This is a genomic window from Blastococcus capsensis (assembly GCF_030165005.1).
Lineage (GTDB): Bacteria > Actinomycetota > Actinomycetes > Mycobacteriales > Geodermatophilaceae > Blastococcus > Blastococcus capsensis.
Map to the genome: position 1 here is coordinate 47783 of NZ_JASNNW010000007.1, position 23980 is coordinate 71762.

Sequence of the window (23980 nt, forward strand, 5' to 3'; positions counted from 1 at the left end):
GACCACCACGGGTCCCACCCGTACCACCGCACCTCCCCTGACGCGGCCGCCCACACGGCGACGGCCCGCACCTCCGATGGGGAGGCACGGGCCGTCGTCGGACGCCGGTCGGTCAGCTGGCCTTCTTGCGGACCCGCTTCGGCGCCGGACCGGCCGCTGCGGCGGCGATGGCGTCGGCCTCGAGCAGCGGGACGAGGTACCGCCCGGTGTGGCTCTCCTGCACCGAGGCGACGAACTCCGGCGATCCCTGCGCAACCACTGCGCCACCGCGGAAGCCACCCTCGGGCCCCATGTCGATGAGCCAGTCGGCGCTCTTGATGACGTCGAGGTTGTGCTCGATGACGATCACGGAGTTGCCCTTGTCGACCAACCCCTGCAGCACCAGCAGCAGCTTGCGGATGTCCTCGAAGTGCAGACCGGTGGTCGGCTCGTCGAGGACGTAGATGCTCCGGCCGTTGGACCGCTTCTGCAGCTCGCTGGCGAGCTTGACCCGCTGCGCCTCACCACCGGAAAGCGTCGTCGCCGGCTGGCCCAGCCGCACGTAGCCGAGGCCGACGTCGGTCAGCGTGCGGAGGTACCGGGCGATCGCCGGGATGGCGGCGAAGAAGTCGGCGGCCTCCTCGATCGGCATGTCCAGGACCTCGGCCACCGTCTTGCCCTTGTAGTGGACCTCGAGGGTCTCCCGGTTGAACCGGGCCCCCTTGCACACCTCGCAGGGCACGTAGACGTCGGGCAGGAAGTTCATCTCGATCTTCAGCGTGCCGTCGCCCGAACAGGCCTCGCAGCGGCCGCCCTTGACGTTGAAGGAGAACCGCCCGGGCAGGTAGCCGCGGACCTTCGCCTCCGTCGTCTGGGCGAAGAGCTTGCGCACGTGGTCCCACACCCCGGTGTAGGTCGCCGGGTTGGACCGTGGCGTGCGGCCGATCGGCGACTGGTCGACGTGCACGACCTTGTCCAGGTGCTCCAGGCCGGTGACGGTCCGGTGCCGCCCCGCCACCTGCCGGGCCCGGTTCAGCTGGTTGGCCAGCGTCGTGTAGAGGATGTCGTTCACCAGCGTCGACTTGCCCGACCCCGAGACACCGGTGACCGCCACCAGGCAGCCCAGCGGGAAAGCGACGTCGATGCCGCGCAGGTTGTTCTCGCGGGCGCCCTTCACCACCAGCTCGCGTCCCGTCTCCGGCACGCGCCGCTTCTGCGGCACGGCGATCTCCATCCGGCCGGAGAGGTAGGCGCCGGTGATCGACCGCTCGCTGGCCAGCAGGTCCTCGACGGTGCCGCTGACGACGACCTCGCCGCCGTGCTCACCGGCACCCGGGCCGATGTCGACGACCCAGTCGGCGGTCTTGATCGTGTCCTCGTCGTGCTCGACGACGATGAGCGTGTTGCCCATGTCCCGCAGCCGGACGAGGGTCTCGATCAGCCGGGTGTTGTCCCGCTGGTGCAGGCCGATCGACGGCTCGTCGAGCACGTAGAGGACGCCGACCAGGCCCGAGCCGATCTGCGTGGCCAGGCGGATGCGCTGCGCCTCGCCGCCGGCGAGGGTGGCTGCCGGCCGGTCGAGCGAGAGGTAGTCCAGGCCGACGTCGACCAGGAAGGACAGCCGGGCCTGGATCTCGCGGAGGACGCGGTCGGCGATCGCCTTCTCCCGTTCCCCCAGCTCCAGGGCACCGAGCCACTGCGACGCCTCGCCGATCGACAGGTTCGTGACCTCGGCGATCGACCGGCCGTTCAGCTTCACCGCGAGGATCTCCGGCTTCAGCCGGGTCCCGTGGCAGACGGGACAGGGGACGTCGCGCATGTAGCCCTCGTACTTGTCCCGCATGTACTCGCTGTCGGTGTCGTCGTGCCGGCGCTCGAGGAACGGCAGGACGCCCTCGAACGCGGCGTAGTAGCTGCGTTCGCGGCCGTAGCGGTTCTTGTAGCGGACGTGCACCTGGTCGGGCGAGCCGTGCAGGATCGCCTTCTGCACCTTGGCCGGCAGCCGCTCCCACGGGTCGTCCATGGAGAAGCCGATCTGCTGCGACAGCCCCGTGAGCAGCCGGGTGAAGTACTCGTTGCTCATCGAACTCGACCACGGCGCGATCGCGCCCTGGCCGAGGCTCTTCCCCGGGTCCGGGACGACGAGCTCGGGGTCGACCTCCTTGCGGGTGCCGATGCCGGTGCACTCGCCACACGCGCCGAACGGCGAGTTGAAGGAGAACGACCGCGGCTCCAGCGCCTCGAAGGACAGCCCGTCGTCCACGCAGGCGAGGTGCTCGGAGAAGGTGCGCTCGCGCTCCGGGTCGTCGTCGGGCAGGTCGACGAAGTCGAGGACGACCAGACCACCGGCGAGCCCGAGTGCGGTCTCCACCGAGTCTGTGAGCCGGCGCTTGGCGCTCTCCTTCACCGTGAGGCGGTCGATGATCACCTCGATGCTGTGCTTCTCCTGCTTCTTGAGCGTCGGCGGCTCGGTCAGCGGGTGCACGGTGCCGTCGACCCGGACGCGGGAGAAGCCCTGGGTCTGCAGCGAGCTGAACAGGTCGACGTACTCGCCCTTGCGCGCACGGACCACCGGGGCCAGGACCTGGAACCGGGTGCCCTCCGGCATCGCGAGGACCTGGTCGACGATCTGCTGCGGGCTCTGCCGGGAGATCGGCTTGCCGCAGTTCGGGCAGTGCGGCTGGCCGGCGCGCGCGTAGAGCAGGCGGAGGTAGTCGTAGACCTCGGTGATCGTGCCGACGGTCGACCGGGGGTTGCGGTTGGTCGACTTCTGGTCGATCGACACCGCCGGCGAGAGACCCTCGATGAAGTCGACGTCCGGCTTGTCCATCTGGCCGAGGAACTGGCGGGCGTAGGCCGAGAGCGACTCGACGTAGCGGCGCTGGCCCTCGGCGAAGATCGTGTCGAAGGCGAGGCTGGACTTGCCCGACCCCGACAGGCCCGTGAAGACGATGAGCGCGTCCCGGGGAAGGTCGATGTGGACGTCCTTGAGATTGTGCTCACGGGCGCCGCGGACGACGAGCCGGTCCATGTGATCCCTGTCGGTCGCTGGTGGATGTCACCTGATGGATGTGACGGTGCTGCGGTGGTCGGCGGCCGCTGACGGTCCGGCGCCGGTCACCGGGTGCAACACCCCGGCGACCCGCGGTCGTCCGTCGGGCGGTGTGAGCTGCGCCCGGTCGCCGCCGGCGCACCGCCGCCCGTCCGCCGGAGCGTCAGGCGGAGGCAGCCGTCGGTGGTGACGTCGGGTCGAAGACCGGCGCGTACCGGCGCCACGGCTGCCGGGCCTCCAGTTCCCCGGCGATCCAGAGTAGTAGCCCCTCGGCACCGGGCGGGCCGACGAACTGGACGGGCACCGGCGGCCCGTCCGGCCGGGTTCCGCCCGGCAACACCGTTGCCGGGATCCCGGCCAGGTTCCAGGCGCCCGTCCAGGGCGCCCAGCGGGCGTTGGCCGTGATGTTGGCGAGGAAGGACCGCTCGTGCCAGGGCCGCGCCGGCAGGGGCGGCCCCGTGGTGACCGGCGTCAGCAGCAGGTCGACGTCGTCGAAGAACCGGATCATCCGCTCGCGGAAGCGGGCCTGGGTCCGCGGCCGCACGAGCCCGAGCCGACGCACCAGCCGGCCCATGCGCGCGTGGGTGCGGCTCCGCGGCTGCAGGTCGGCGCGGTCGATCCCGAGGAACTCCGCGTCGTCCTCCGCGCCGGCCATCCAGCGGACCAGCGCACCGCCGGTGGCGCCCGGCGTGATCGGCGGCGTGCGACGGACCACCGTGTGCCCGGCCGCCCGGAGCTGGGCGACCACCGCGTCGACCGCCGCACGGACGGGTGCATCGCCGCCGAGGCCCGGCATCGGCGACCGCGTGCTGACGGCGATCCGCAACGGCCGCCCGGGGTCGGCCGGGGGTGCCGGCTGCTCCCCCGCGAGCACCGCCTGCACGACCGCGAGGTCGGCCACCGTCGTGGCCAGGGCGCCGTTGACCGCCATGTTCGACCAGTCATCGGCCCCGATCCCTCCGGGGACCACGCCGATCCCGGGCTTCAGCGTCACCAGGCCGCAGGCGGCGGCGGGCAGCCGGAGGGACCCCATGCCGTCGTTGCCGTGCGCGATGGGCACCGAGCCGGAGGCCACCGCGGCGGCGCTGCCGCCGGAGCTCCCGGCCGGGGAGAGCGCGGTGTCCCAAGGGTTCCGGGTGACGGTTCCGGGCCCGTCGGTGGCGGCGTACAGGCACAGCTCCGGGGCCCGGGTGATCCCCACGACGACGGCCCCGGCCTTGCGGAGCCGCCGGACCACCTCGTGGTCCTGCGACTCGGGCCCGGACCGGCGGGCGGGCGAGCCGTCGGTGCAGGTCTCGCCCGACACCGGGACGTTGTCCTTGATCGCCACCGGTACACCGGCCAGCGGCAGCGCGAAGCGCGTCAGGCTCGCGTCCACGGCCGCCGCCTCGGCCAGCGCGGCCTCGCGCCGCACCACCCGGAACGCGCCGATGCGCGCGTCGACCGCCTCGATGTGGGCGAGGTGGGCGCGGGTGACCTCGACCGCCGTCAGCTCCCCCGCCCGGACCCGGGCCGCGATCTCGGTGGCCGGCAGGCCGACGATCCCCGCGCCGTCCCCCGCCCGGCTCGCGCGGTCGCCCTGAGCCGTGCCGACACCTCCGCTAGCGTCCATGCCAGGACCGTAACGGCGTCCGACGACACTTTCCGAACGGAGTCCGGATGAGCACCTCTCCCTACACCGGGAACGTCACCGTGGGCGGCCCCGCCGACGTGCGGGACCTCCCCGGCCTGACGATCAGCAAGCTCGCGGTGAGCGAGATGGCCAACAACGCCTACCTGCTCCGCTGCACCGCGACGGACGAGGCCCTGCTGGTCGACGCGGCGGCGGAGCCGGCCGCCGTGCGGGCGCTCGTGGGGAACGCCGACCTGCGCACCGTCATCACCACGCACGGCCACTGGGACCACCACCGGGCTCTGCCCGACGTCGTCCGGGACACCGGGGCCGTGACCGTGGCGCACCCGGCCGACGCCGCCGACCTGCCGGTACCGGTGCAGCGCCCGGTCGAGCACGGGGACACCGTCGCCGTCGGCGAGCAGACGCTCGAGGTGGTGCACCTGCGCGGGCACACCCCCGGGAGCATCGCCCTGGTCTGGCGGGGCTCCGGCGACGCGGGCGTGCACGTCTTCACCGGCGACAGCCTGTTCCCCGGCGGCGTGGGCAAGACCTGGTCCGCGGAGGACTTCGCCAGCCTGATCGACGACGTCGAGCAGCGGCTGTTCGCCGTCCTGCCGGACGACGCCTGGGTCTACCCGGGACACGGCGACGACACGACGATCGGCACCGAGCGCCCGCACCTGGCGGAGTGGCGCGAGCGCGGCTGGTGAGGGGCTGATCAGTCCTCGGTGAAGAGGGCGACCAGTTCATCGGGCGTGCCGGGGACGTGCAGCGGCAGGACGGAGACGGTCCAGTCCGGCTGCCGCTCGTCGACGCCCAGAGCGAGGTCCCAGGCCGCCCGCGGGGTCAGCGGGCCGAAGCAGGCGTCGTCACCGTCCTCGCCGAGATCGATCTCGACCAGCCAGTGGTCCGACAGGTCGGCGGCGAGCTCGGCGAAGTCGGGAGCCGCGTCGTCGTCGGGCTCAGGGGAGTCGAGTCGGACCGGGTAGATGAGCGCCATCCTGCGCACGGTAGGCCCCCGACCCCGGTTCGACACCTTGTGCCTGCGCCGCGCCGATTTCGAGGGCGTTTGCCGCGGGAACGTGCGTTCAGCCGGCCGGCGACGCGCCTGCCGAGGACGGCACCGTGTGGTCGGCCCCGCCGCTCCCGGCGTTCCCCGGAGTCGGCAACCAGCGCGCCCACCAGCGCAGGACGTGCTCGAACCGGGCCAGCCGGTGCCGGGGCCGCCCGGTGCGCGACAGGTCGTGCCCCTCGCCGGGGAACAGCAGGAGTTCCGTCGGGACGCCCCGGCGGAGGAGGTCCACGTAGAGCCGCTGGCCCTGCTCCAGGGGCGTGCGACAGTCATCCTCCGAGTGGACGACCAGGGTCGGCGTGGTGATGGCTTCGACGCGGGCCAGGGCGCTCTGCGCGGCGAGCCGGTCCGGATCGGTGCCGAGGTGCTGGTCCGGGAAGTACCAGCCGATGTCGGCCGACCCCATGAAGCCGACCGGGTCGGTGAACGCCCCCTCCACGACGCCGGCGGCGAACCGGCCGGTCCGGCCCAGGAGCAGCGTGGCGAGATATCCGCCGTAGGAACCACCCATGATCCCGACCCGGCTCCCGTCGAGGGCCGGGTCGGTCAGGGCTGCGTCGAGGAACGCCAGCACGTCGTCGGCGTCGAGCCCTCCCCACGCCTGCCGGATGGCGCGACCGTGCGCCGCGCCGTAGCCGGAGGACCCGCGGGGGTTGCACTGCACGACGGCATATCCGGCGGAGACGAGCACCTGGGTCTCGTCCAGCAGGGTCCAGCCGTCCTGGGAGAACGGCCCCCCGTGCACCCTCAGCAGCACCGGGTGCGGCCCCGGCCCCGGCGGCGTCGTCACCCAGCCGTGCACCGGGTACCCGTCGGGCGCGGTCGCGGTGCGCTCTCTCATCCGGTGCAGCCGCCCGCTGCCGCCGAGCGCCCGGCCGAAGGCCGTGAGCAGCCGCCGGCCGCCGTCGCTGATCGCCATCAGCTCACCGGCCGAGCGGTCGTGCGCCACCGTGACGACGACGATGCCGGCAGCGGCCGCGACCCCACGCACCGTGAACGGTCCTTCGATGAGGGTCTCCGGAGGGCCGCCGTCCACCGGTACGCGCAGCAGATCGACGGCGCCCTGCCGCTCCACCCCCATCACCACCGCACCGTCGGAGAGGACGGTGGCCGCGGTGAGGTCGCCCCGGTGGTGCTGCTCCGGATCCAGCAGGGGCACCAGCGGTCCGCCGTCTCCGGGCACCCGGCAGGGCACCGCCTGCCGGGCGACGCAGTCCAGCCCCTCCGGTCCCAGGTCGGGGACCGCGGTGACGACCAGGAACGCTCCGTCATCGGTGTACCCCGGTCGGGTGCACCCGGCCCGGGAGTCCGTGACGCGGCGGAGAGTGGAGCCGTCGGGCCGCACGACGTGCACGTCGCGGACCAGGTCCCGGTCCGCGCGCTCGTGGGTCGCCGCCACGAAGGCCAGCTCGGCACCGTCCGGGCGCCACGTGACGTCGGCGCAGTCAGCCGTGCCCGTGGTGAGCTGCACCGGCTCGGGCAGCGGTGCGGTGTCGTCGGCGAAGTCGGCCGGCAGGTCCAGCACGAACAGCTGGCTCGGCCGGTCGCGCACGAAACCCACGCCGTCGAGCCGGTAGCGCAGCGTGGTGATCAGGCGCGGCGGCTCGGCGGCGGCGTCGACGCCGTCGACCGTGCCGTACCGGCCGTGCTCGGGCACGCGGGCGACGTAGGCGAGCCGGCGGGAGTCCGGTGACCACACCGGCGCCCCGGCGCCCAGGTGGTGACTGGTCAGCCGGCGTGAAGCGCCGCCGGACGTGGGCAGCACCCGGATCTGCGGACGTCCCCCGGACTCGGTACCGAGGTAGGCCAGCCACCGGCCGTCCGGGGAGAACGCCGGGTCGGCGTCCCGCTGCCCCGACGTGAGCGGCCGGGCGGGTGCCGAGCCGTCGGTGGGCACCGCCCACAGCTGGCTGCGGTACTCGTCGGCCTCGAGGTCGGGCCACTCCACGGCCACGACCGCGATCCGGCCGTCCGGGGAGACCGCCGGGACGCCCGGCGTGCGCAGCAGCGCGAGGTCAGACGGGCGCATGGCGCCCGAACCTAGCCGACGGCGCCGGTACGCCACCCCGGGCGGGATGACGTACCGGCGCCGGCATCGGGCGGATCAGTGGCGGGGATCCTTGCCCTGCTCCGCCTCGGCCTTGAGCCGCGCCTCGAGCTCCGCGGCGGCCTCGGGGCCTCCGGCGTGGAACTGCTCGGCCTCCTCCGGCTCGATGACCGGCTCGTCGCGGGACACGTCGCCGCGCGTCTTGAGCAGGCTGGCGACCGTGGCGACGATGAGCACGCCCAGGATGATCGACAGCGACAGCCAGATCGGGATGTGCGGCACCGCCTCGATCGGCTCGCCACCGTTGATGAACGGCAACGAGTTGTCGTGCAGCGCCTCCATCACCAGCTTCACGCCGATGAAGGCGAGGATGACCGCCAGGCCCAGCGACAGGTAGACCAGCCGCTTGAGCAGCCCGCCCAGCAGGAAGTACAGCTGGCGAAGGCCCATCAGTGCGAAGACGTTCGCGGTGAACACGATGAACGGCTCCCGGGTGAGGCCGAAGATCGCCGGGATGCTGTCGAGCGCGAAGATCAGGTCCGTCGTCCCCAGGGCGAGGAAGATGATGATCATCGGCGTCCAGACCTTCTTGCCGTTCTCCATCACCCGGACCTTGGCGCCGTGGTAGTCCTGGCTGATCGGCAGGACCTTGCGCATCCGGCGGATGAAGGCGTTCTCCTCGTAGTCCTCGTCGTCACCGCGGTGCCGGACCAGGTTGACCGCGGTGTAGATGAGGAAGGCGCCGAAGAAGTAGAAGACCCAGTTGAAGCGCGCGATGAGCGCGGCGCCGAGCAGGATGAAGATCCCGCGCAGGACGAGCGCGATGATGATGCCCACCATCAGGGCCTCCTGCTGCAGGTGCCGGGGCACCCTGAAGCGGGCCATGATGATCACGAAGACGAACAGGTTGTCGACCGAGAGCGAGTACTCGGTGAGCCAGCCGGCGTAGAACTCCGTCGCGTACTGCCCGTTGGTGAACGCGAGCAGGAGGAGCCCGAAGAGCAGGGCCAGGGTGACGTAGAAGCTCACCCAGATCCCCGCCTCCTTCATGGAGGGCTCGTGCGGGCGGCGGGTGACGATCGCGAGGTCCGCGAGCAGCAGGACGGTGAGCCCCACGAACGTCGCGATCTCGAACCAGACAGGTAGCTCCATGCGGTGGGGTCCTCCGGGGACAAGCAGGTGTCAGCACCGGAGGTCTCTCCCACCGCAGACCGAGAGGCCTGCGATCAGCAGCACCGGAGGCCATGGGACCTCGTGATGACGACACTGCCGCGGGGGGATACTCCCCTCCTGGCATCCCCCGGCGGCCGCGATCGTCAGTGTTCGCGTCGCTCCGGGTTCGCGGCGCTCACGGTACCGGTTCGGTCGCCGCCTGACCCGCTGGACTCCCGGACGCCTCCCACGGACGACTCGCCACGCGCCGGTACCACGGGATGCCCGTCCACCCCGCGGCCCAGCGGGTCTCCGTCGGGCCCGCCGATCGCGACGTGCGGATCGGCGCCGGCGGGCCGCTCCCCGGCCGCCAGCCCCGCCGGCGCCTCCGGGACCCCGGCCTCGGGCGTGGCCGCGCGCAGGGCCGCGTGCTCGGCCCGGTCCCGGCGGCTGCGGGCGAGGCTCAGCACCGTCGTCACGAGCAGGGTGACCAGGATGACCGTCAACGACAGCCAGGTCGGGATCTCGGGGATCAGCGTCACGTGCTCACCGCCGCTGACGAACGGCAGTTCGTTGGTGTGCAGCGCGTGGATGACCAGCTTGACCCCGATGAAGCCCAGGATGACGGCCAAGCCGTACGCCAGGTAGACCAGCCGGTCCAGCAGCCCGTCGATCAGGAAGAACAACTGGCGCAGGCCGAGCAGCGAGAAGGCGTTCGCGGTGAAGACGAGGAAGGTCTCCTGCGTCAGCCCGAAGATCGCCGGGATCGAGTCGACCGCGAAGATGATGTCGGCGGTGCCGATCGCGATCAGCGCGATGGCCAGCGGGGTGAGGTAGCGCTTGCCCTCGAGCTTCACCGTCATCCGGTCGGAGTGGTACTCGTCGGTGGTGCGCAGCCGCTTGCGCGCGAACCGGAGGACCGCGTTCTCCTGGTAGTCCTCGTCCTCGGAGTGCCCACCGCTACGGGCCTGGATCCAGGCGGTGTAGATGAGGATGCCGCCGAACAGGTAGAAGACCCAGCTGAAGTTCTCGATCGCGGCCGCGCCGACGATGATGAACACGGTACGCAGCGCCAGCGCGAAGGCGATGCCGAAGAGCAGCACCTTCTGCTGCATCTCCCGAGGCACCCCGAAGCTGGCCATGATGATCACGAAGACGAAGAGGTTGTCGACCGACAGGCTCTTCTCGGTGATGTAGCCGGCGAAGTACTCACCGCCGTAGGTCCCACCGTAGAAGACCCAGATGAGGATGCCGAACACCACGGCGAGCGCGACGTAGATCGCCGACCAGGTGGCGGATTCGCGCAGGGTCGGCGCGTGCGGCGTGCGCACGTGGCCGAAGAAGTCGAAGGCGAGCATGGCCACGATCACGGCGACCGTGACTGCCCACACCCAGAACGGCACGTCCAAGAAAACCCTCCGGTGACTGGCTGCTGTCAGTACCGGAGGTCTCTCCCACCGCCTACCCGAGGGTGACGGCCGGCGGGCCGGGGATCGGACGATCCCGTAGTGACGACCCTGCCGCGCGGGGGTACTCCCCTCCAGATCGGACGCGCTCGGTGAGCACATCCACCCGGCCGAACGCCTGACCCGCCGGGGAAGTTCCCGCCGGACCGATGAGCGGGTGCGCCTTCGCACCCTTCCGCCACGCTTCCGTAGCGCTGCCGGAGTCCGTCGGCGGTGAACGGCTGCCAGCCACCCCGGTTCCCGCACAGGACTCCGGCGAGGCGATGCCCTCCCGCGGATCGACAACACCGTGCACGACGCCGGTGGTGCGCTGCCACGCCTGGTCGCCGACCTACAGCGGGACGGTCGTCGAGTCGACCGAGGTGATCGCCGACGTCAGCGGCGGACTGCCGTGGCCGGCTGCCGTGGCCGGCCGAGTCGACGGGAGGGCCGGGAGGACCGGGCGCCGTCACGGTTGGGCTCCGGCTCAGGCGTGCGCGGCGTCGAACTGACGGAGCTCCTTCTTCAGCTCGTTCAGCTCGTCGCGGAGCCGGGCGGCCACCTCGAACTGGAGTTCGCGGGCGGCGGCGAGCATCTGCTCGTTCATGGTCGTGATCATGTCGGCCAGCTCGGCACGCGGCAGGCCCTGCACGTCGATCGATCCGGCCTTGGCCCTGCTCTTCGACGACAGGCCCGGGACCGGTGCCTTGCCGCGGGACTGCTGCCGGCCGGAGCCGCCGATCAGCTCGGTGGCCTCCGAGTCCTCCGCTTCTCGGTAGATGCCTTCGAGGATGTCCACGATCTTCTTCCGCAGCGGCTGCGGATCGACGCCGCGTTCCGTGTTGTACGCGATCTGCTTCTCGCGCCGCCGGTTGGTCTCCTCGATCGCCTGGGCCATCGACGGGGTGATCCTGTCGGCGTACATGTGCACCTGGCCGGACACGTTCCGCGCGGCCCGGCCGATGGTCTGGATCAGCGACTTGCCCGACCGGAGGAAGCCCTCCTTATCGGCGTCGAGGATGGCCACCAGGGAGACCTCGGGGAGGTCCAGTCCTTCGCGCAGCAGGTTGATGCCGACGAGCACGTCGTACTCGCCCTGCCGCAGCTCCCGCAGCAGCTCCACCCGGCGCAGCGTGTCCACCTCCGAGTGCAGGTAGCGCACCTTGATGCCGAGCTCGAGCAGGTAGTCGGTGAGGTCCTCGGCCATCTTCTTGGTGAGCGTGGTGACCAGCACCCGCTCGTCCTTCTCGGTGCGCAGCCGGATCTCGTGCACCAGGTCGTCGATCTGGCCCCTGGTCGGCTTGACGACCACCTCCGGGTCGATCAGCCCGGTGGGCCGGATGACCTGTTCGACGACCTCCCCGCCGGTACGGCCCAGCTCGTAGTCCCCCGGCGTGGCGGACAGGTACACCGTCTGGCGGATCCGGTCGGTGAACTCCTCCCAGCGCAGCGGGCGGTTGTCCATCGCCGAGGGCAGCCGGAAACCGTGCTCGACCAGCGTCCGCTTGCGGCTCATGTCGCCCTCGTACATGCCGCCGATCTGCGGGACGGTCACGTGCGACTCGTCGATGACGAGGAGGAAGTCCTCGGGGAAGTAGTCGATGAGACATGCGCCGGCGCTGCCGGGGGCGCGGCCGTCGATGTGCCGCGAGTAGTTCTCGATGCCGGAGCAGAAGCCGACCTGGCGCATCATCTCGATGTCGTAGGTGGTGCGCATGCGCAGCCGCTGGGCCTCCAGCAGCTTGCCCTGCCTGTCCAGCTCGGCCAGCCGCTGCTCCAGCTCGGCCTCGATGCCACGGATCGCCCGCTCCATGCGGTCGGGCCCGGCGACGTAGTGGCTGGCCGGGAAGACGAACAGCTCATCGACCTCCCGGACGACCTCCCCCGTCAGCGGGTGCAGGTAGTAGAGCCGCTCCACCTCGTCGCCGAACATCTCGATCCGGACGGCGAGCTCCTCGTAGACCGGGAAGACCTCGATCGTGTCGCCGCGCACCCGGAACGTGCCGCGGGTGAACGACAGGTCGTTGCGGGTGTACTGCTCGGTGACCAGGGTGCGCAGCAGCTCGTCGCGGTCGCGCTCCTCCCCCACCGAGATCTTGAGCGCGCGGTCGACGTACTCCTCGGGAGTGCCCAGGCCGTAGATGCAGGAGACGGTGGAGACCACGACGACGTCGCGGCGGGTGAGCAGGCTGTTCGTGGCCGAGTGCCGCAGCCGCTCGACCTCCTCGTTGACCGAGGAGTCCTTCTCGATGTAGGTGTCGGTCTGCGGGACGTAGGCCTCGGGCTGGTAGTAGTCGTAGTACGACACGAAGTACTCGACGGCCGCGTCGGGCAGCAGCTCGCGGAACTCGTTGGCCAGCTGCGCGGCGAGGGTCTTGTTCGGCGCCATCACCAGCGTCGGCCGCTGGACCTGCTCGATCAGCCACGCCGTCGTCGCCGACTTGCCGGTGCCCGTGGCGCCGAGCAGGACGACGTCCTGCTCGCCGGCGTCCACCCGCTCGGCGAGGGCCTTGATCGCCGCCGGCTGGTCACCCGCGGGTTCGAACTCGCTGACGACGCGGAAGCGCCCCTGGGTGGGCCGGAGATCGGTGGTCGTGCGCACGGGGACGACGGTACGTCGGCGGTGTGACAGAACGCGTCGCGAGCGCTGCCCGCGACCGGTGGGGCGGCCGGCGCGGGAGCGACAGGGTGGGTACTTGTCTCCTCCGCCGGACACCCCTAGCGTGCCTGGTCGCAGGGCGGTTCCGCCGAGGACCAGCGCCACCCGGGATCCCCGGGCGAGGTCGGCCCCCGGCGCACCGGCGTCCCGGTCCTCCCACCGGGACGCCGGCTCCGCGTCGCTCCCGGGCGTCCGGGCACCCGGGAACATCCCGGGCGGCCCTGCGCACGACGCCCCCTGCGGCCCGCCGCGGGGGGCGCCGTCGGCTCCGGGGTCCCCGGCTCTCCCGGCGGTCCGGCTCACACGGCGTGGAGGTGTGGCGAGCTCCTGGCGCGGGCAACGATCTCCCGACGTCCGTCCCGACCCGGTGGCACCAGCACACGCGCCGCGTCACCGCCCCGTACCCCTCGGGGCGCCCCGCGCAGGAGGAACTCCCCACGATGACCCAGGTATGGCCCGGCAGTGCCTATCCCCTCGGCGCCACGTACGACGGCACCGGAACCAACTTCGCGATCTTCAGCGAGGTGGCCGAGAAGGTAGAGCTGTGCCTGTTCGACGACGAGGGCAACGAGGAGCGCATCCGCCTGCCCGAGATGGACGGGTACGTGTGGCACGCCTTCCTGCCCGGGGTCCACCCCGGCCAGAAGTACGGCTACCGCGTGCACGGGCCCTACGACCCCGAGCAGGGCCTGCGCTGCAACCCGAGCAAGCTCCTCCTGGACCCCTACGCCAAGGCGATCGACGGCCAGGTCGCCTGGCATCCCTCGGTCTTCGGCTACGACTTCGAGACCCAGGAGCGCAATGACGAGGACTCGGCGCCGCACATGCCGAAGTCCGTCGTCGTCAACCCGTACTTCGACTGGGGCGTCGACCGCCCGCCGAAGACCCCCTACAACAAGACGGTCATCTACGAGGCCCACGTCAAGGGCCTGACGATGACCCATCCGCGGATCCCGGAGGAGTTGCGCGGCACGTACGCAGCCATCGCGCACCCGGCGATCATCGAGCACCTCACCGAACTGGGGATCACCGCGATCGAGCTCATGCCGGTGCACCGGTTCGTGCAGGACGACACCCTCCAGCAGAAGGGCCTGCGCAACTACTGGGGCTACAACACGATCGGCTTCTTCGCGCCACACGACGAGTACGCCAGCGACACCACGGCGGGCCAGCAGGTGCAGGAGTTCAAGGGGATGGTGCGGACCCTGCACGAGGCCGGCATCGAGGTCATCCTCGACGTCGTCTACAACCACACCGCCGAGGGCAACCACCTCGGCCCGACGCTGTCGTTCAAGGGCATCGACAACCAGGCCTACTACCGGCTGGTCGAGGACGACAAGCAGTACTACATGGACTACACCGGCACCGGGAACACCCTCAACGTCCGGACGCCGCAGTCGCTGCAGCTGATCATGGACTCGCTGCGCTACTGGATCACCGAGATGCACGTCGACGGTTTCCGCTTCGACCTCGCCTCCACCCTGGCCCGCGAGCTGCACGCCGTCGACCGGCTGGCTGCGTTCTTCGACCTGGTGCACCAGGACCCGATCATCAGCCAGGTCAAGCTGATCGCCGAGCCGTGGGACGTCGGCGAGGGCGGCTACCAGGTGGGCAACTTCCCGGCGCTGTGGACCGAGTGGAACGGCAAGTACCGCGACACCGTCCGCGACTTCTGGCGGGGCGAGGGCGGGACCATCGGTGAGTTCGCCGACCGGATCTCCGGGTCGTCGGACCTCTACCAGCACTCGGGACGGCGTCCGATGGCGAGCATCAACTTCGTCACCGCGCACGACGGCTTCACCCTCAACGACCTCGTCTCCTACAACGAGAAGCACAACGAGGCCAACGGCGAGGACAACAACGACGGCGAGAGCCACAACCGCAGCTGGAACTGCGGCGTCGAGGGCGCGACCGACGATCCGGAGATCCTGCACCTGCGGGCCCAGCAGCGGCGCAACTTCATCGCCACGCTGATGCTCAGCCAGGGGGTGCCGATGCTGCTGCACGGCGACGAGCTCGGTCGCAGCCAGGGCGGCAACAACAACGGCTACTGCCAGGACTCCGAGCTCACCTGGATCGACTGGGAGAACGTCGACGAGGGCCTGCTGGAGTTCACCAGGGCCGTCACCAAGCTCCGCAGCGAGCACTCGACGTTCCGCCGTCGCCGGTTCTTCCACGGCCGTCCGGTCCGCCGGGGACTCGGCGATCCCGTGCCGGACATCGCCTGGCTGACGCCCGCCGGCGAGGAGATGGCGGAGGACGACTGGGACGCCGCCTACGCCAAGTCCCTGGCCGCCTACCTCAACGGCGTCGGCATCCGGGAGATGGACGAGCGCGGCGAGTACGTCACCGACGACCACTTCTACCTGGCGTTCAACGCCTCGCACGAGCCGCTCGACTTCACCCTGCCCAGCGACGACTACTGCCAGAACTGGACGACTGTCCTCGACACGGCGGAGATGAACGAGGTCGAGCCGGTGGAGATCAAGCCGGGCGACACCGTGACGGTCCAGGGCCGCTCGATCGTCGTGCTCCAGGGGCCCGCGCAGTGAGCGAGCTGGCGAGCTCACCAGGGGGCACAGCACCGCCGGGAACGCGGCCGACGAGCGGCAGCGAGGAGGACTCGTGACCGACCCGATCCAGGTGCCCGGCAGCGTACGACGCCGCGAGGTGCCCGCGGCCACCTACCGGCTGCAGGTGCACGCGGGCTTCCCGCTGCAGGACGCCGCCGACGTCGCGGGCTACCTCGCCGACCTGGGCGTGACCCACGCCTACTCCTCCCCCCTGCTGCGCTCGGCCGAGGGCAGCACGCACGGCTACGACACCGTCGACCACGCCCACATCGACGAGGCCCGGGGCGGGCAGGCCGGCTTCGACCGGTTCGTCGCGGCGCTGCACGAGCAGGGCCTCGGCCTGGTGCTGGACCTGGTGCCCAACCACATGGGCAGCGGAACGGACGCAGCCGACCCGTTCGTCTCGAACTGGTGGTGGGACGTCCTCCAGCACGGCCAGGAGAGCGCTCATGCGTCGGCGTTCGACATCGACTGGGAGTTCGGCGGGGGCAAGGTCCGCATCCCCGTGCTCGGTTCGGGCGACGACGTCGAGAAGCTCGAGGTGGTGGACGGCGAGCTGCGGTACTACGACAACCGCTTCCCCGTGGCACCAGGCACCGAGCAAGGCAGCCCGCAGGAGGTGCACGCCCGCCAGCACTACGAGCTGATCGACTGGCGGCGCGCCGACACCGACCTGAACTACCGGCGGTTCTTCGCCATCAACACCCTGGCCGGGCTGCGCGCGGAGGAGCCGGCCGTCTTCGACGCCACCCACGAGCTGGTGCTGCGGCTCGTGCACGACGGCGCCGTCGACGGGCTGCGGATCGACCACCCGGACGGGCTGGCCGACCCCAAGGGTTACCTGGACCGCCTGGCCGAGGCGTCGGACAACCGCTGGACGGTCGTCGAGAAGATCCTCGAACCCGGCGAGGACCTGCCCGAGAGCTGGGCCACGGCGGGGACGACCGGGTACGACGCGCTCGCCGAGGTCGACGAGGTGCTCGTCGATCCGGCCGGCGAGGCGCCCCTCACCGCACTGGACACCGAGCTGGCCGGTCGTGCGGTCGACTACGCCGAGCTGGTGCGGATGTGCAAGCGCGAGGTCACCGACGGGATGCTCGGCTCGGAGGTCGCCCGCCTGGTGCGGGTGATCGGCGAGCTGCCGGGCGTGGACGCCGCGCAGCAGACCGAGGCGCTGGCCGAGCTGCTGGCCACCTTCGGCGTCTACCGCAGCTACCTGCCCGACGGGCGGGAGCACCTCGACGCCACGGTGGCCGCCGTCCGCGAGCGCCGTCCCGACCTCGTGCCGGCCCTCGAGGCACTGCACCCGGTGCTGTCCCAGGCCGGCACCGAGGCGGCCACGCGGTTCGAGCAGACCAGCGGCCCGGTCATGGCCAAGGGCGTGGAGGACAGCGCCTACTACCGGTGGGCCAGGTTCGTGGCGCTCAACGAGGTGGGCGGGGACCCGGCGCGCTTCGGCAGCACGGTGGCGGAGTTCCACGCCGCCCAGCAACGCCGGGCGGAGCGCTACCCCGAGTCGATGACCACCCTGTCGACCCACGACACCAAGCGCAGCGAGGACGTGCGCGCGCGGCTGGCGGTGCTCGCCGAGATCCCGAGCGAGTGGGCGCAGCTGGTCCGCGGCTGGCTCGGCCGGCACCCGCTGGCCGACCGGTCGCTGGCCCACCTGGTGTGGCAGAACCTGGTCGGCGCGTGGCCGCTGTCCCGCGAGCGGGCGCACGGCTACGTGGAGAAGGCCGCCCGCGAGGCCGGCACCTCCACCACCTGGACCAACCCGGTGCAGGAGTTCGAGGAGCAGCTGCACGGCCTCGTCGACGCCGCCTACGACGACCCGACGACGAACGCCGAGATCGAGCAGTTCGTCACCCGGATCGCACCGCTGGGCTGGTCGAACTCGCTGTCGCAGAAGCTGCTGCAGCTCACGATGCCCGGCGTCCCGGACGTCTACCAGGGCACCGAGCTCTGGGACTTCTCGCTGGTCGATCCGGACAACCGCCGCCCGGTCGACTACGCGCTGCGTCGGCAGCTGCTGGCCCGGCTGGACGCCGGCGAGGTGCCGGCCGTGGACCAGACCGGTGCGGCGAAGCTGCTGGTGACCTCGCGGGTGCTGCGGGCACGGCGGGACCACCCCGAGTGGTTCGCCGGGTACGAGCCGGTCGAGGTGACGGGTTCGGCCGCCGACCACCTGGTGGCCTTCGACCGGGGTGGCGTCGTCGTCGTGGCGACGCGGCTGCCGGTCGGCCTGGCCGCCGAGGGCTGGGGCGACACCGCCCTCCAGCTGCCCAACGGCGCGTGGCGCGACCTCTTCACCGGCCAGCGGGCGGTCTCCGACGTCGCCGGTGTCGCGGTCGACGCCCTGCTCACCCGGCTCCCTGTAGCTCTCCTCGTCCGCGCCTGATCCGACCGGCGCACCCGACAGCCCCGTGTCGTCATCCTGCTGACGCGCGGGGGTTGACCCGGCGCCGCGCGGGCATGATCGGTCCGCCCCCGCCGTCCCCCTCACTGGAGGCCCCCGCATGTCCGCTCCCGTCGAGTTCGCCGTCTGGGCGCCGCTGCCCGAACGTGTGCGGCTCCAGGTCGACGGCACCGTCCACGACATGCGGAAGGACGGCGGCGGCTGGTGGCGTGCCGAGGTGGCGGCCGGGCCCGAGGCCGACTACGGGTTCCTGCTCGACGACGGCGATGGGGCGGGCGGGCAAGGACCATTGCCCGACCCGCGCTCGCGCCGTCAGCCCGAGGGCGTGCACGGCCTGTCCCGCCGCCACGACCCGTCGGCCTACGAGTGGGGCGACCAGTCGTGGCACGGACGACCGCTCGCCGGGGGTGTCGTCTACGAGCTGCACGTCGGCACGTTCACCCCCGAGGGCACCCTCGACGCCGCGATCGGCCGGCTGGGCCACCTGGTGCGGCTCGGCGTCGACTTCGTGGAACTGCTGCCGGTCAACGGCTTCAACGGCACGCACAACTGGGGTTACGACGGCGTCCTCTGGTACACGGTCCAGGAGGAGTACGGCGGCCCCGCGGCCTACCAGCGGTTCGTCGACGCCTGCCACCAGCAGGGCCTCGGCGTGATCCAGGACGTCGTCTACAACCACCTCGGCCCGTCCGGCAACTACCTTCCGCAGTTCTTCCCGATCTTCGCTGCGGGCGGCGCCAACACCTGGGGCGACTCGATCAACCTGTCGGGCCCGGACTCCGACGAGGTGCGGCGCTACGTCATCGACAACGCGCTGATGTGGCTGCGCGACATGCACGTCGACGGGCTGCGGCTGGACGCCGTGCACGCGCTGGTCGACGAGCGGGCCACGCACGTGCTGGAGGAGATGGCGCAGGAGGTCGACGAGCTCTCGGTGGCCGTCGGCCGCCCGCTGACGCTGATCGCCGAGAGCGACCTGAACGACCCCCGCATGGTCACCCCTCGCGTGGCCGGCGGCCTCGGCCTGACCGCCCAGTGGAGCGACGACTTCCACCACTCGCTGCACTCGGTGCTGACCGGCGAGGGGCAGGGCTACTACGCGGACTTCGCCGCCGGCGGCCTGGCCGGGCTGGCCAAGACGCTGACCGGCGCCTACTTCCACGACGGGGCCTGGTCGAGCTTCCGCCGCCGCCACCACGGCCGGCCGGTCGACACCGCGCACCTGCCCGGCTGGAAGTTCCTGGGTTACCTGCAGGACCACGACCAGATCGGCAACCGGGCCACCGGTGACCGCATCTCGGCCACCCTCTCCCCCGGCCTGCTCGCCGTCGGCGCGACGCTGGTCCTCACCAGCCCGTTCACGCCGATGCTGTTCATGGGCGAGGAGTGGGGCGCGAGCACGCCGTGGCAGTTCTTCACCAGCCACCCGGAGCCGGAGCTGGGCAAGGCAACGGCCGAGGGGCGGATCGGCGAGTTCGCCGAGCACGGCTGGGACGCCGACGTCGTCCCCGACCCGCAGGACCCGGAGACGTTCACGCGGTCCAAGCTCGACTGGTCCGAGCTGTCGAAGGAGCCGCACGAGCGGCTGCTCGCCGTCCACCGGTCGCTGCTCGCGCTGCGGCGGGCGCACCCCGACCTGGTCGACGCCGACCTGTCGGCGGTGCAGGTCAACTGGGACGACGCGGACCGCTGGATGGTGGTGCACCGCGGATCGCTGCGGGTGGCGGTGAACCTGGCGGACCAACCGCGGGAGATCGACCTCGACATCCCGGCCGGCGAGGTGCTGTTCGCCACCGGCGAGCTGCCGGCCGTCGATGGCCGGACGGTCACCCTGCCCGGGGAGAGCGCCGCCGTGCTGACCACCCGCTGACGTGCGGCGGCTGCTGCCCGAGCCGACCGAGCTCGACGACGACGCACTCGCCGAGGCGTACCGCGTCCCGGCCGGCCGGTTCGCCCGGGTGAACTTCGTCGCCTCGCTGGACGGCGCCGTCACCGTCGACGGCCGCAGCGCCGGTCTCGGCTCCCCCGGCGACCGGCGGGTGTTCCGCCTGCTGCGGGCGCTGGCCGACGTCGTCCTCGTCGGCCACGGCACCGCGGCCGGTGAGGGCTACAGACCGGTGACGGCGGACTCCCCCGTCGGTCGGCTGCGCGGTGCGCTCGGCCGGACGCCGGTGATGCCGGTGGCCGTCGTCTCCCGGCGGGCCTCCCTCGACCCGCGCAGCGATCTGGTCACCCGCGCGACGGCCCGCACGATCCTGGTCACCTGCGCGGCCGCCGACGCCGACCGCCGGGCCGCGCTGGCCGCTGCCGGCGCGGAGGTGCTGGTGTGCGGCGACGACGACGTCGACCTGCCGGCGGCGCTGCACGCGCTCGCCGACCGCGGGCTCGAGCAGGTGGTCTGCGAGGGCGGTCCCCAGCTGCTCCACGGCGCGCTGACCGCCGGCGTCGTCGACGAGCTCGACCTGTCGGTGTCGCCCGCGCTGGTGGGTGGGCAGGCCCGGCTCCTGGGCGGCGCGCTCCCCGGGCCGGCGCGGCTGGCGCTCCATCAGGTCCTCGAGGAGGACGGGATGCTGTTCACCCGGTACACCGTGGGCGACGCGACCCTCCGGTAGCTCGCCGCGCCGGAACGGCGCCGCGCGGATTCCCCGGGCCTGGCCGTAACGTTGGCAGGATGCCGAGCTTCCCCGGGATCGCTCATGTCTCCCTCACCGTGACCGATGTCGACACATCGACGCGCTGGTACACGGCGCTGCTCGGCAGCGAGCCCCGGCAGACGATGACCGACGGGCCGTTCGTCCGCCGCGTGTTCGCCGTTCCCGGCGGCCAGGCGGTCAGCATCGTCCAGCACGACGGCGCTCCCGCCGCGGACAGGTTCGACCCACGCCGCCCGGGGCTGGATCACCTGAGCTTCGAGGTCGGCGACGAGGCGCAGCTGCACGCCTGGGAGCGGCGCCTGGCGGAGCTGGAGGTCGAGCACAGCCCGGTCCAGCGCGCCGCTTACGGCAGCGTGCTGTCCTTCAAGGACCCCGACGGCAACGCCCTGGAGTTCATCGCCAGCTCCTGACCGGCTGCCACGCCGGCCGGCCGGCCGAGTGTCCCGTAGGTGTCGCCGCCGCGGCGTCGACCGAGCGCCGGGCCGGCAGGTCCGGCCACCCGAGGGCGACCTCGAGGTAGCAGGGCCCGGGGAGGCGACCCCGCGAACACGGTCGACGTCGGTCCCGGCTGGTTGACTGCCGGCATGGACCTCCCCGTGCAGCCGCCGGTGAAGCCGATGCTCGCCAAGGCCGTGACCACGATCCCCACCGGCGACGAGTGGTTCTACGAGCCCAAGTGGGACGGCTTCCGCTGCATCGTCTTCCGCGACGGCGACGAGGTGGAGCTGGGCAGCCGCAACGAGCGGCCGCTGACCCGCTACTTCCCCGAGGTGGTCGCCGCGGTGAAGGAGCAGTTCCCCGAGCGGTGCGTCGTCGACGGCGAGATCGTCATCGCCCACGAGGACCGGCTGCAGTTCGAGTCACTGCTCCAGCGCATCCATCCCGCCGAGTCGCGGATCACCCTGCTCGCCGAGCAGACGCCGGCCTCCCTCGTCGCCTTCGACCTGCTCGCGCTGGGCAGCGAGTCGCTGCTCGAGGTGCCGTTCGCCCAGCGCCAGGAGCGGCTGCGCAGCGTGCTGGACGGCGCACGGCCGCCGGTGCACGTGACCGCGATCAGCCGCGACGCCGACACCGCCCGACGCTGGTTCGAGACCTTCGAGGGCGCCGGGCTCGACGGCGTCGTCGCAAAGAACGGCGAGCTGCCCTACGGGCCGGACCAGCGGCTGATGGCCAAGATCAAGCACGTGCGGACGGCGGACTGCGTCGTCGCCGGGTTCCGCTGGCACAAGAGCGGGCCGGTCGTCGGCTCGCTCCTCCTCGGGCTCTACGACGACGCCGGCGACCTGCAGCACATCGGCGTGGCCGCCTCCTTCTCCATGAAGCGCCGCGCCGAGCTGGTCGAGGAGCTGGCGCCCCACCGCGCCGACGCCCTCAACGGCCACCCGTGGCAGAACTGGGCCAACGCCGAGACCGGCGCCGACGGCGAGCACCGCATGCCCGGCGCGGTGAGCCGGTGGAACGCCAAGAAGGACCTCTCCTGGGTGCCGCTGCGCCCGGAGCTGGTCGTCGAGATCAAGTACGACCAGCTCGAAGGCCGTCGACTTCGTCACACCGGGCACTTCCTCCGCTGGCGGCCCGACCGCGACCCCCGCAGCTGCACGTACGACCAGCTCGACGTCCCGGTCCGCTACGACCTGGCCGAGGTGCTCGACGGCTGACGGGACCGCGGGCCGGGCACCCGATCGGAGACCGCGCGCCTGCGTCGCTGGCGCGGGCCTCCTACGCTCGTGATCATGCGTCTGCACCGTGGCCTGTCGGCCGCCGCGTCCGGCCTGCTCCTGGCCCTCCCGCTGGCCCTGGCCGGCTGCACCTCGGAGGAGCCGGCCCCGGAGCCAGCGACCGCCAGTGCGACGCCCGCCGAGCCCGAGGTCGCGCCGATCGAGTGGACCGACTGCGATGCGCAGATCCAGCCGCTTGTCGAGGGGCAGCCCGGCAGCGAGCGCGACATCGCCTTCGAGTGCGGCCGCACCGAGGTGCCGATCAGCTACGACGAGCCGCAGGGCGCGACCCTGCCGCTGTTCCTGGTGCGGGCCTCGTCGGGGACGCAGACCGACCGCATCGGCTCCCTCATGGTGAACCCGGGCGGGCCGGGTGGTTCCGGCGCCGACGCCGCGATCGGGCTGGCGCTCAGCCTCCCCGATGACGTGCTGCGCCGTTTCGACGTCGTCGGCTTCGACCCGCGCGGGGTGGGCCTGTCCACGCCGGTCGAGTGCATTCCCAAGGAGCTCAAGGACCGCGCGATCGCCGCGGAGCCGCGCCCCACCACCCCGGAGCAGCTCGACGACGTCTTCGCGATCTCGCGTGAGGTGGCCGAGGGCTGCGCCGAGGAGTACGGCGAGGCGCTCGGCACCTTCAACACCGTCGACACCGCACGGGACATGGAGCAGCTGCGGCAGGCGCTCGGCGAGGAGCAGCTGAACTTCCTCGGCTACTCCTACGGCACCACGCTGGGCTCCACCTACGCCGAGCTCTACCCCGACCGGGTGCGGGCCATGGTGCTCGACGCCGCCGTCGACCCCGATTCCGACGTGATCGCCGACGCCGAGGCCAGCGCGGCCGGGTTCGAGGCCGGCTTCGACGCCTTCGCCGCGAACTGCACCGGCCTGATCGCCGGCTGCCCCCTGGGCCCGGACCCCCGGCTCTTCCTCGAGGAGCTGCTCACCCAGGCACAGGCCACGCCCATCCCCAGCAGCGAGCCCGGCGAGACCCGGCAGGCGACGCCGGGGGTCATCCTCACCGCGGTGCAGGCGGGTCTCTACGACACGGCCTCGTGGCCGCAGCTCGCCCAGGGGCTGGCCGCCGCCCGCGCCGGCGATGCCAAGGCGCTGTTCTCCCTGGCCGACGACTACAGCGGCCGCCTCGAGGACGGCACCTACTCCAACCTGCTCGACGCCAACCTGGCCATCAACTGCGCCGACACGGAGCAGACCGTGGAGGAGGAACGCGTCCGCGAGCTCGTCGCCGAGTGGAGCGCGACGTACCCGCTGTTCGGCGCCGGCTCGGCGGCCGGGCTGTTCACCTGCTCGGCGTGGGACGCCGAGCGGACGCCGATCCCCGAGCGTGACGCCGAGGGCAGCGCGCCGATCGTGGTGATCGGCAACCAGGGTGACCCGGTGACCCCCCTGCCGGGTGCGGTCGACCTCGCCGAGGACCTCGACAACGGCGTCCTGCTGACCTGGCAGGGCCAGGGGCACACGGCCTACCCCAAGACCGAGTGCGTCACCGCGGCGGTCAACGCCTACCTGATCGACCTCGCCGTGCCGATGGACGGGCTCACCTGCCCTGCGTGAGACTCGGCCTGACGTCCACGATGAGG

General features: G+C 71.9%; 15 protein-coding genes. 8 read left to right on the forward strand and 7 right to left on the reverse strand.

Annotated elements, in window-relative coordinates; genetic code table 11:
• Positions 1–112: 112 nt before the first annotated feature.
• Both uvrA and QOZ86_RS07745 read right to left on the reverse strand, forming a co-directional pair.
• Positions 113–3010: an excinuclease ABC subunit UvrA gene (gene uvrA, locus QOZ86_RS07740; protein WP_284491378.1), complete on the reverse strand. Its 2898-nt coding sequence runs from the start codon at positions 3008–3010 to the stop codon at positions 113–115.
• Positions 3011–3194: 184 nt separating this feature from the next.
• Entirely contained in the window at positions 3195–4643 is a 1449-nt protein-coding gene (locus tag QOZ86_RS07745; protein WP_284491379.1) for an amidase, read from the reverse strand.
• A gap of 47 nt (positions 4644–4690) precedes the next feature.
• Here QOZ86_RS07745 and QOZ86_RS07750 point away from each other — a divergent pair, with 47 nt between their 5' ends.
• The gene (locus QOZ86_RS07750) at positions 4691–5356 is read left to right on the forward strand and encodes an MBL fold metallo-hydrolase (RefSeq protein WP_284491380.1); all 666 of its coding nucleotides are present in this window, start codon (positions 4691–4693) and stop codon (positions 5354–5356) included.
• 8 nt (positions 5357–5364) lie between these two features.
• Here QOZ86_RS07750 and QOZ86_RS07755 read toward each other — a convergent pair whose 3' ends face one another.
• From QOZ86_RS07755 to uvrB, 5 genes are all read right to left on the reverse strand, one after another.
• A complete protein-coding gene (locus tag QOZ86_RS07755) occupies positions 5365–5646 on the reverse strand; it encodes a hypothetical protein (protein ID WP_284491381.1) in 282 nt (93 codons plus the stop codon).
• Between the two features lie 88 nt (positions 5647–5734).
• Positions 5735–7747, reverse strand: coding sequence for a S9 family peptidase (locus QOZ86_RS07760; protein ID WP_284491382.1), 2013 nt, complete (start codon positions 7745–7747; stop codon positions 5735–5737).
• 75 nt (positions 7748–7822) lie between these two features.
• Positions 7823–8917 (reverse strand): TerC family protein, encoded by a 1095-nt coding sequence (locus QOZ86_RS07765; protein ID WP_284491383.1) that lies wholly within the window; start codon positions 8915–8917, stop codon positions 7823–7825.
• Between the two features lie 164 nt (positions 8918–9081).
• Entirely contained in the window at positions 9082–10320 is a 1239-nt protein-coding gene (locus tag QOZ86_RS07770) for a TerC family protein (protein ID WP_284491384.1), read from the reverse strand.
• 529 nt (positions 10321–10849) lie between these two features.
• Positions 10850–12964 (reverse strand): excinuclease ABC subunit UvrB, encoded by a 2115-nt coding sequence (gene uvrB / locus QOZ86_RS07775; protein WP_284491385.1) that lies wholly within the window; start codon positions 12962–12964, stop codon positions 10850–10852.
• Positions 12965–13461: 497 nt separating this feature from the next.
• Between uvrB and glgX the strand changes: the two genes are divergently transcribed.
• The 7 genes from glgX to QOZ86_RS07810 all read left to right on the forward strand — a co-directional run bounded on the left by glgX (position 13462) and on the right by QOZ86_RS07810 (position 23954).
• Positions 13462–15573, forward strand: coding sequence for a glycogen debranching protein GlgX (gene glgX / locus QOZ86_RS07780; protein WP_284491386.1), 2112 nt, complete (start codon positions 13462–13464; stop codon positions 15571–15573).
• A gap of 73 nt (positions 15574–15646) precedes the next feature.
• Positions 15647–17992: a malto-oligosyltrehalose synthase gene (treY, locus tag QOZ86_RS07785; RefSeq protein ID WP_284491387.1), complete on the forward strand. Its 2346-nt coding sequence runs from the start codon at positions 15647–15649 to the stop codon at positions 17990–17992.
• A 118-nt stretch (positions 17993–18110) separates the two neighbouring features.
• Entirely contained in the window at positions 18111–19880 is a 1770-nt protein-coding gene (gene treZ / locus QOZ86_RS07790) for a malto-oligosyltrehalose trehalohydrolase (RefSeq protein WP_284491388.1), read from the forward strand.
• A 1-nt stretch (position 19881) separates the two neighbouring features.
• Positions 19882–20622, forward strand: coding sequence for a dihydrofolate reductase family protein (locus QOZ86_RS07795; protein ID WP_284491389.1), 741 nt, complete (start codon positions 19882–19884; stop codon positions 20620–20622).
• Positions 20623–20681: 59 nt separating this feature from the next.
• Positions 20682–21074 (forward strand): VOC family protein, encoded by a 393-nt coding sequence (locus QOZ86_RS07800; protein WP_284491390.1) that lies wholly within the window; start codon positions 20682–20684, stop codon positions 21072–21074.
• 174 nt (positions 21075–21248) lie between these two features.
• Positions 21249–22322, forward strand: coding sequence for an ATP-dependent DNA ligase (locus QOZ86_RS07805; RefSeq protein WP_284491391.1), 1074 nt, complete (start codon positions 21249–21251; stop codon positions 22320–22322).
• A gap of 75 nt (positions 22323–22397) precedes the next feature.
• Positions 22398–23954, forward strand: a complete 1557-nt coding sequence (locus tag QOZ86_RS07810; protein ID WP_284491392.1) for an alpha/beta hydrolase — start codon at positions 22398–22400, stop codon at positions 23952–23954.
• Positions 23955–23980: the final 26 nt, after the last annotated feature.

Bases quoted from the DNA above. Each gene is read 5' to 3' on its own strand.
- uvrA (WP_284491378.1), bottom strand. From the start codon at position 3,010: ATGGACCGGCTCGTCGTCCGCGGCGCCCGTGAGCACAATCTCAAGGAC.
- QOZ86_RS07765 (WP_284491383.1), bottom strand. From the start codon at position 8,917: ATGGAGCTACCTGTCTGGTTCGAGATCGCGACGTTCGTGGGGCTCACC.
- glgX (WP_284491386.1), top strand. From the start codon at position 13,462: ATGACCCAGGTATGGCCCGGCAGTGCCTATCCCCTCGGCGCCACGTAC.
- QOZ86_RS07745 (WP_284491379.1), bottom strand. From the start codon at position 4,643: ATGGACGCTAGCGGAGGTGTCGGCACGGCTCAGGGCGACCGCGCGAGC.
- QOZ86_RS07760 (WP_284491382.1), bottom strand. From the start codon at position 7,747: ATGCGCCCGTCTGACCTCGCGCTGCTGCGCACGCCGGGCGTCCCGGCG.
- QOZ86_RS07800 (WP_284491390.1), top strand. From the start codon at position 20,682: ATGCCGAGCTTCCCCGGGATCGCTCATGTCTCCCTCACCGTGACCGAT.
- QOZ86_RS07750 (WP_284491380.1), top strand. From the start codon at position 4,691: ATGAGCACCTCTCCCTACACCGGGAACGTCACCGTGGGCGGCCCCGCC.
- treZ (WP_284491388.1), top strand. From the start codon at position 18,111: ATGTCCGCTCCCGTCGAGTTCGCCGTCTGGGCGCCGCTGCCCGAACGT.
- QOZ86_RS07810 (WP_284491392.1), top strand. From the start codon at position 22,398: ATGCGTCTGCACCGTGGCCTGTCGGCCGCCGCGTCCGGCCTGCTCCTG.
- QOZ86_RS07755 (WP_284491381.1), bottom strand. From the start codon at position 5,646: ATGGCGCTCATCTACCCGGTCCGACTCGACTCCCCTGAGCCCGACGAC.
- QOZ86_RS07805 (WP_284491391.1), top strand. From the start codon at position 21,249: ATGGACCTCCCCGTGCAGCCGCCGGTGAAGCCGATGCTCGCCAAGGCC.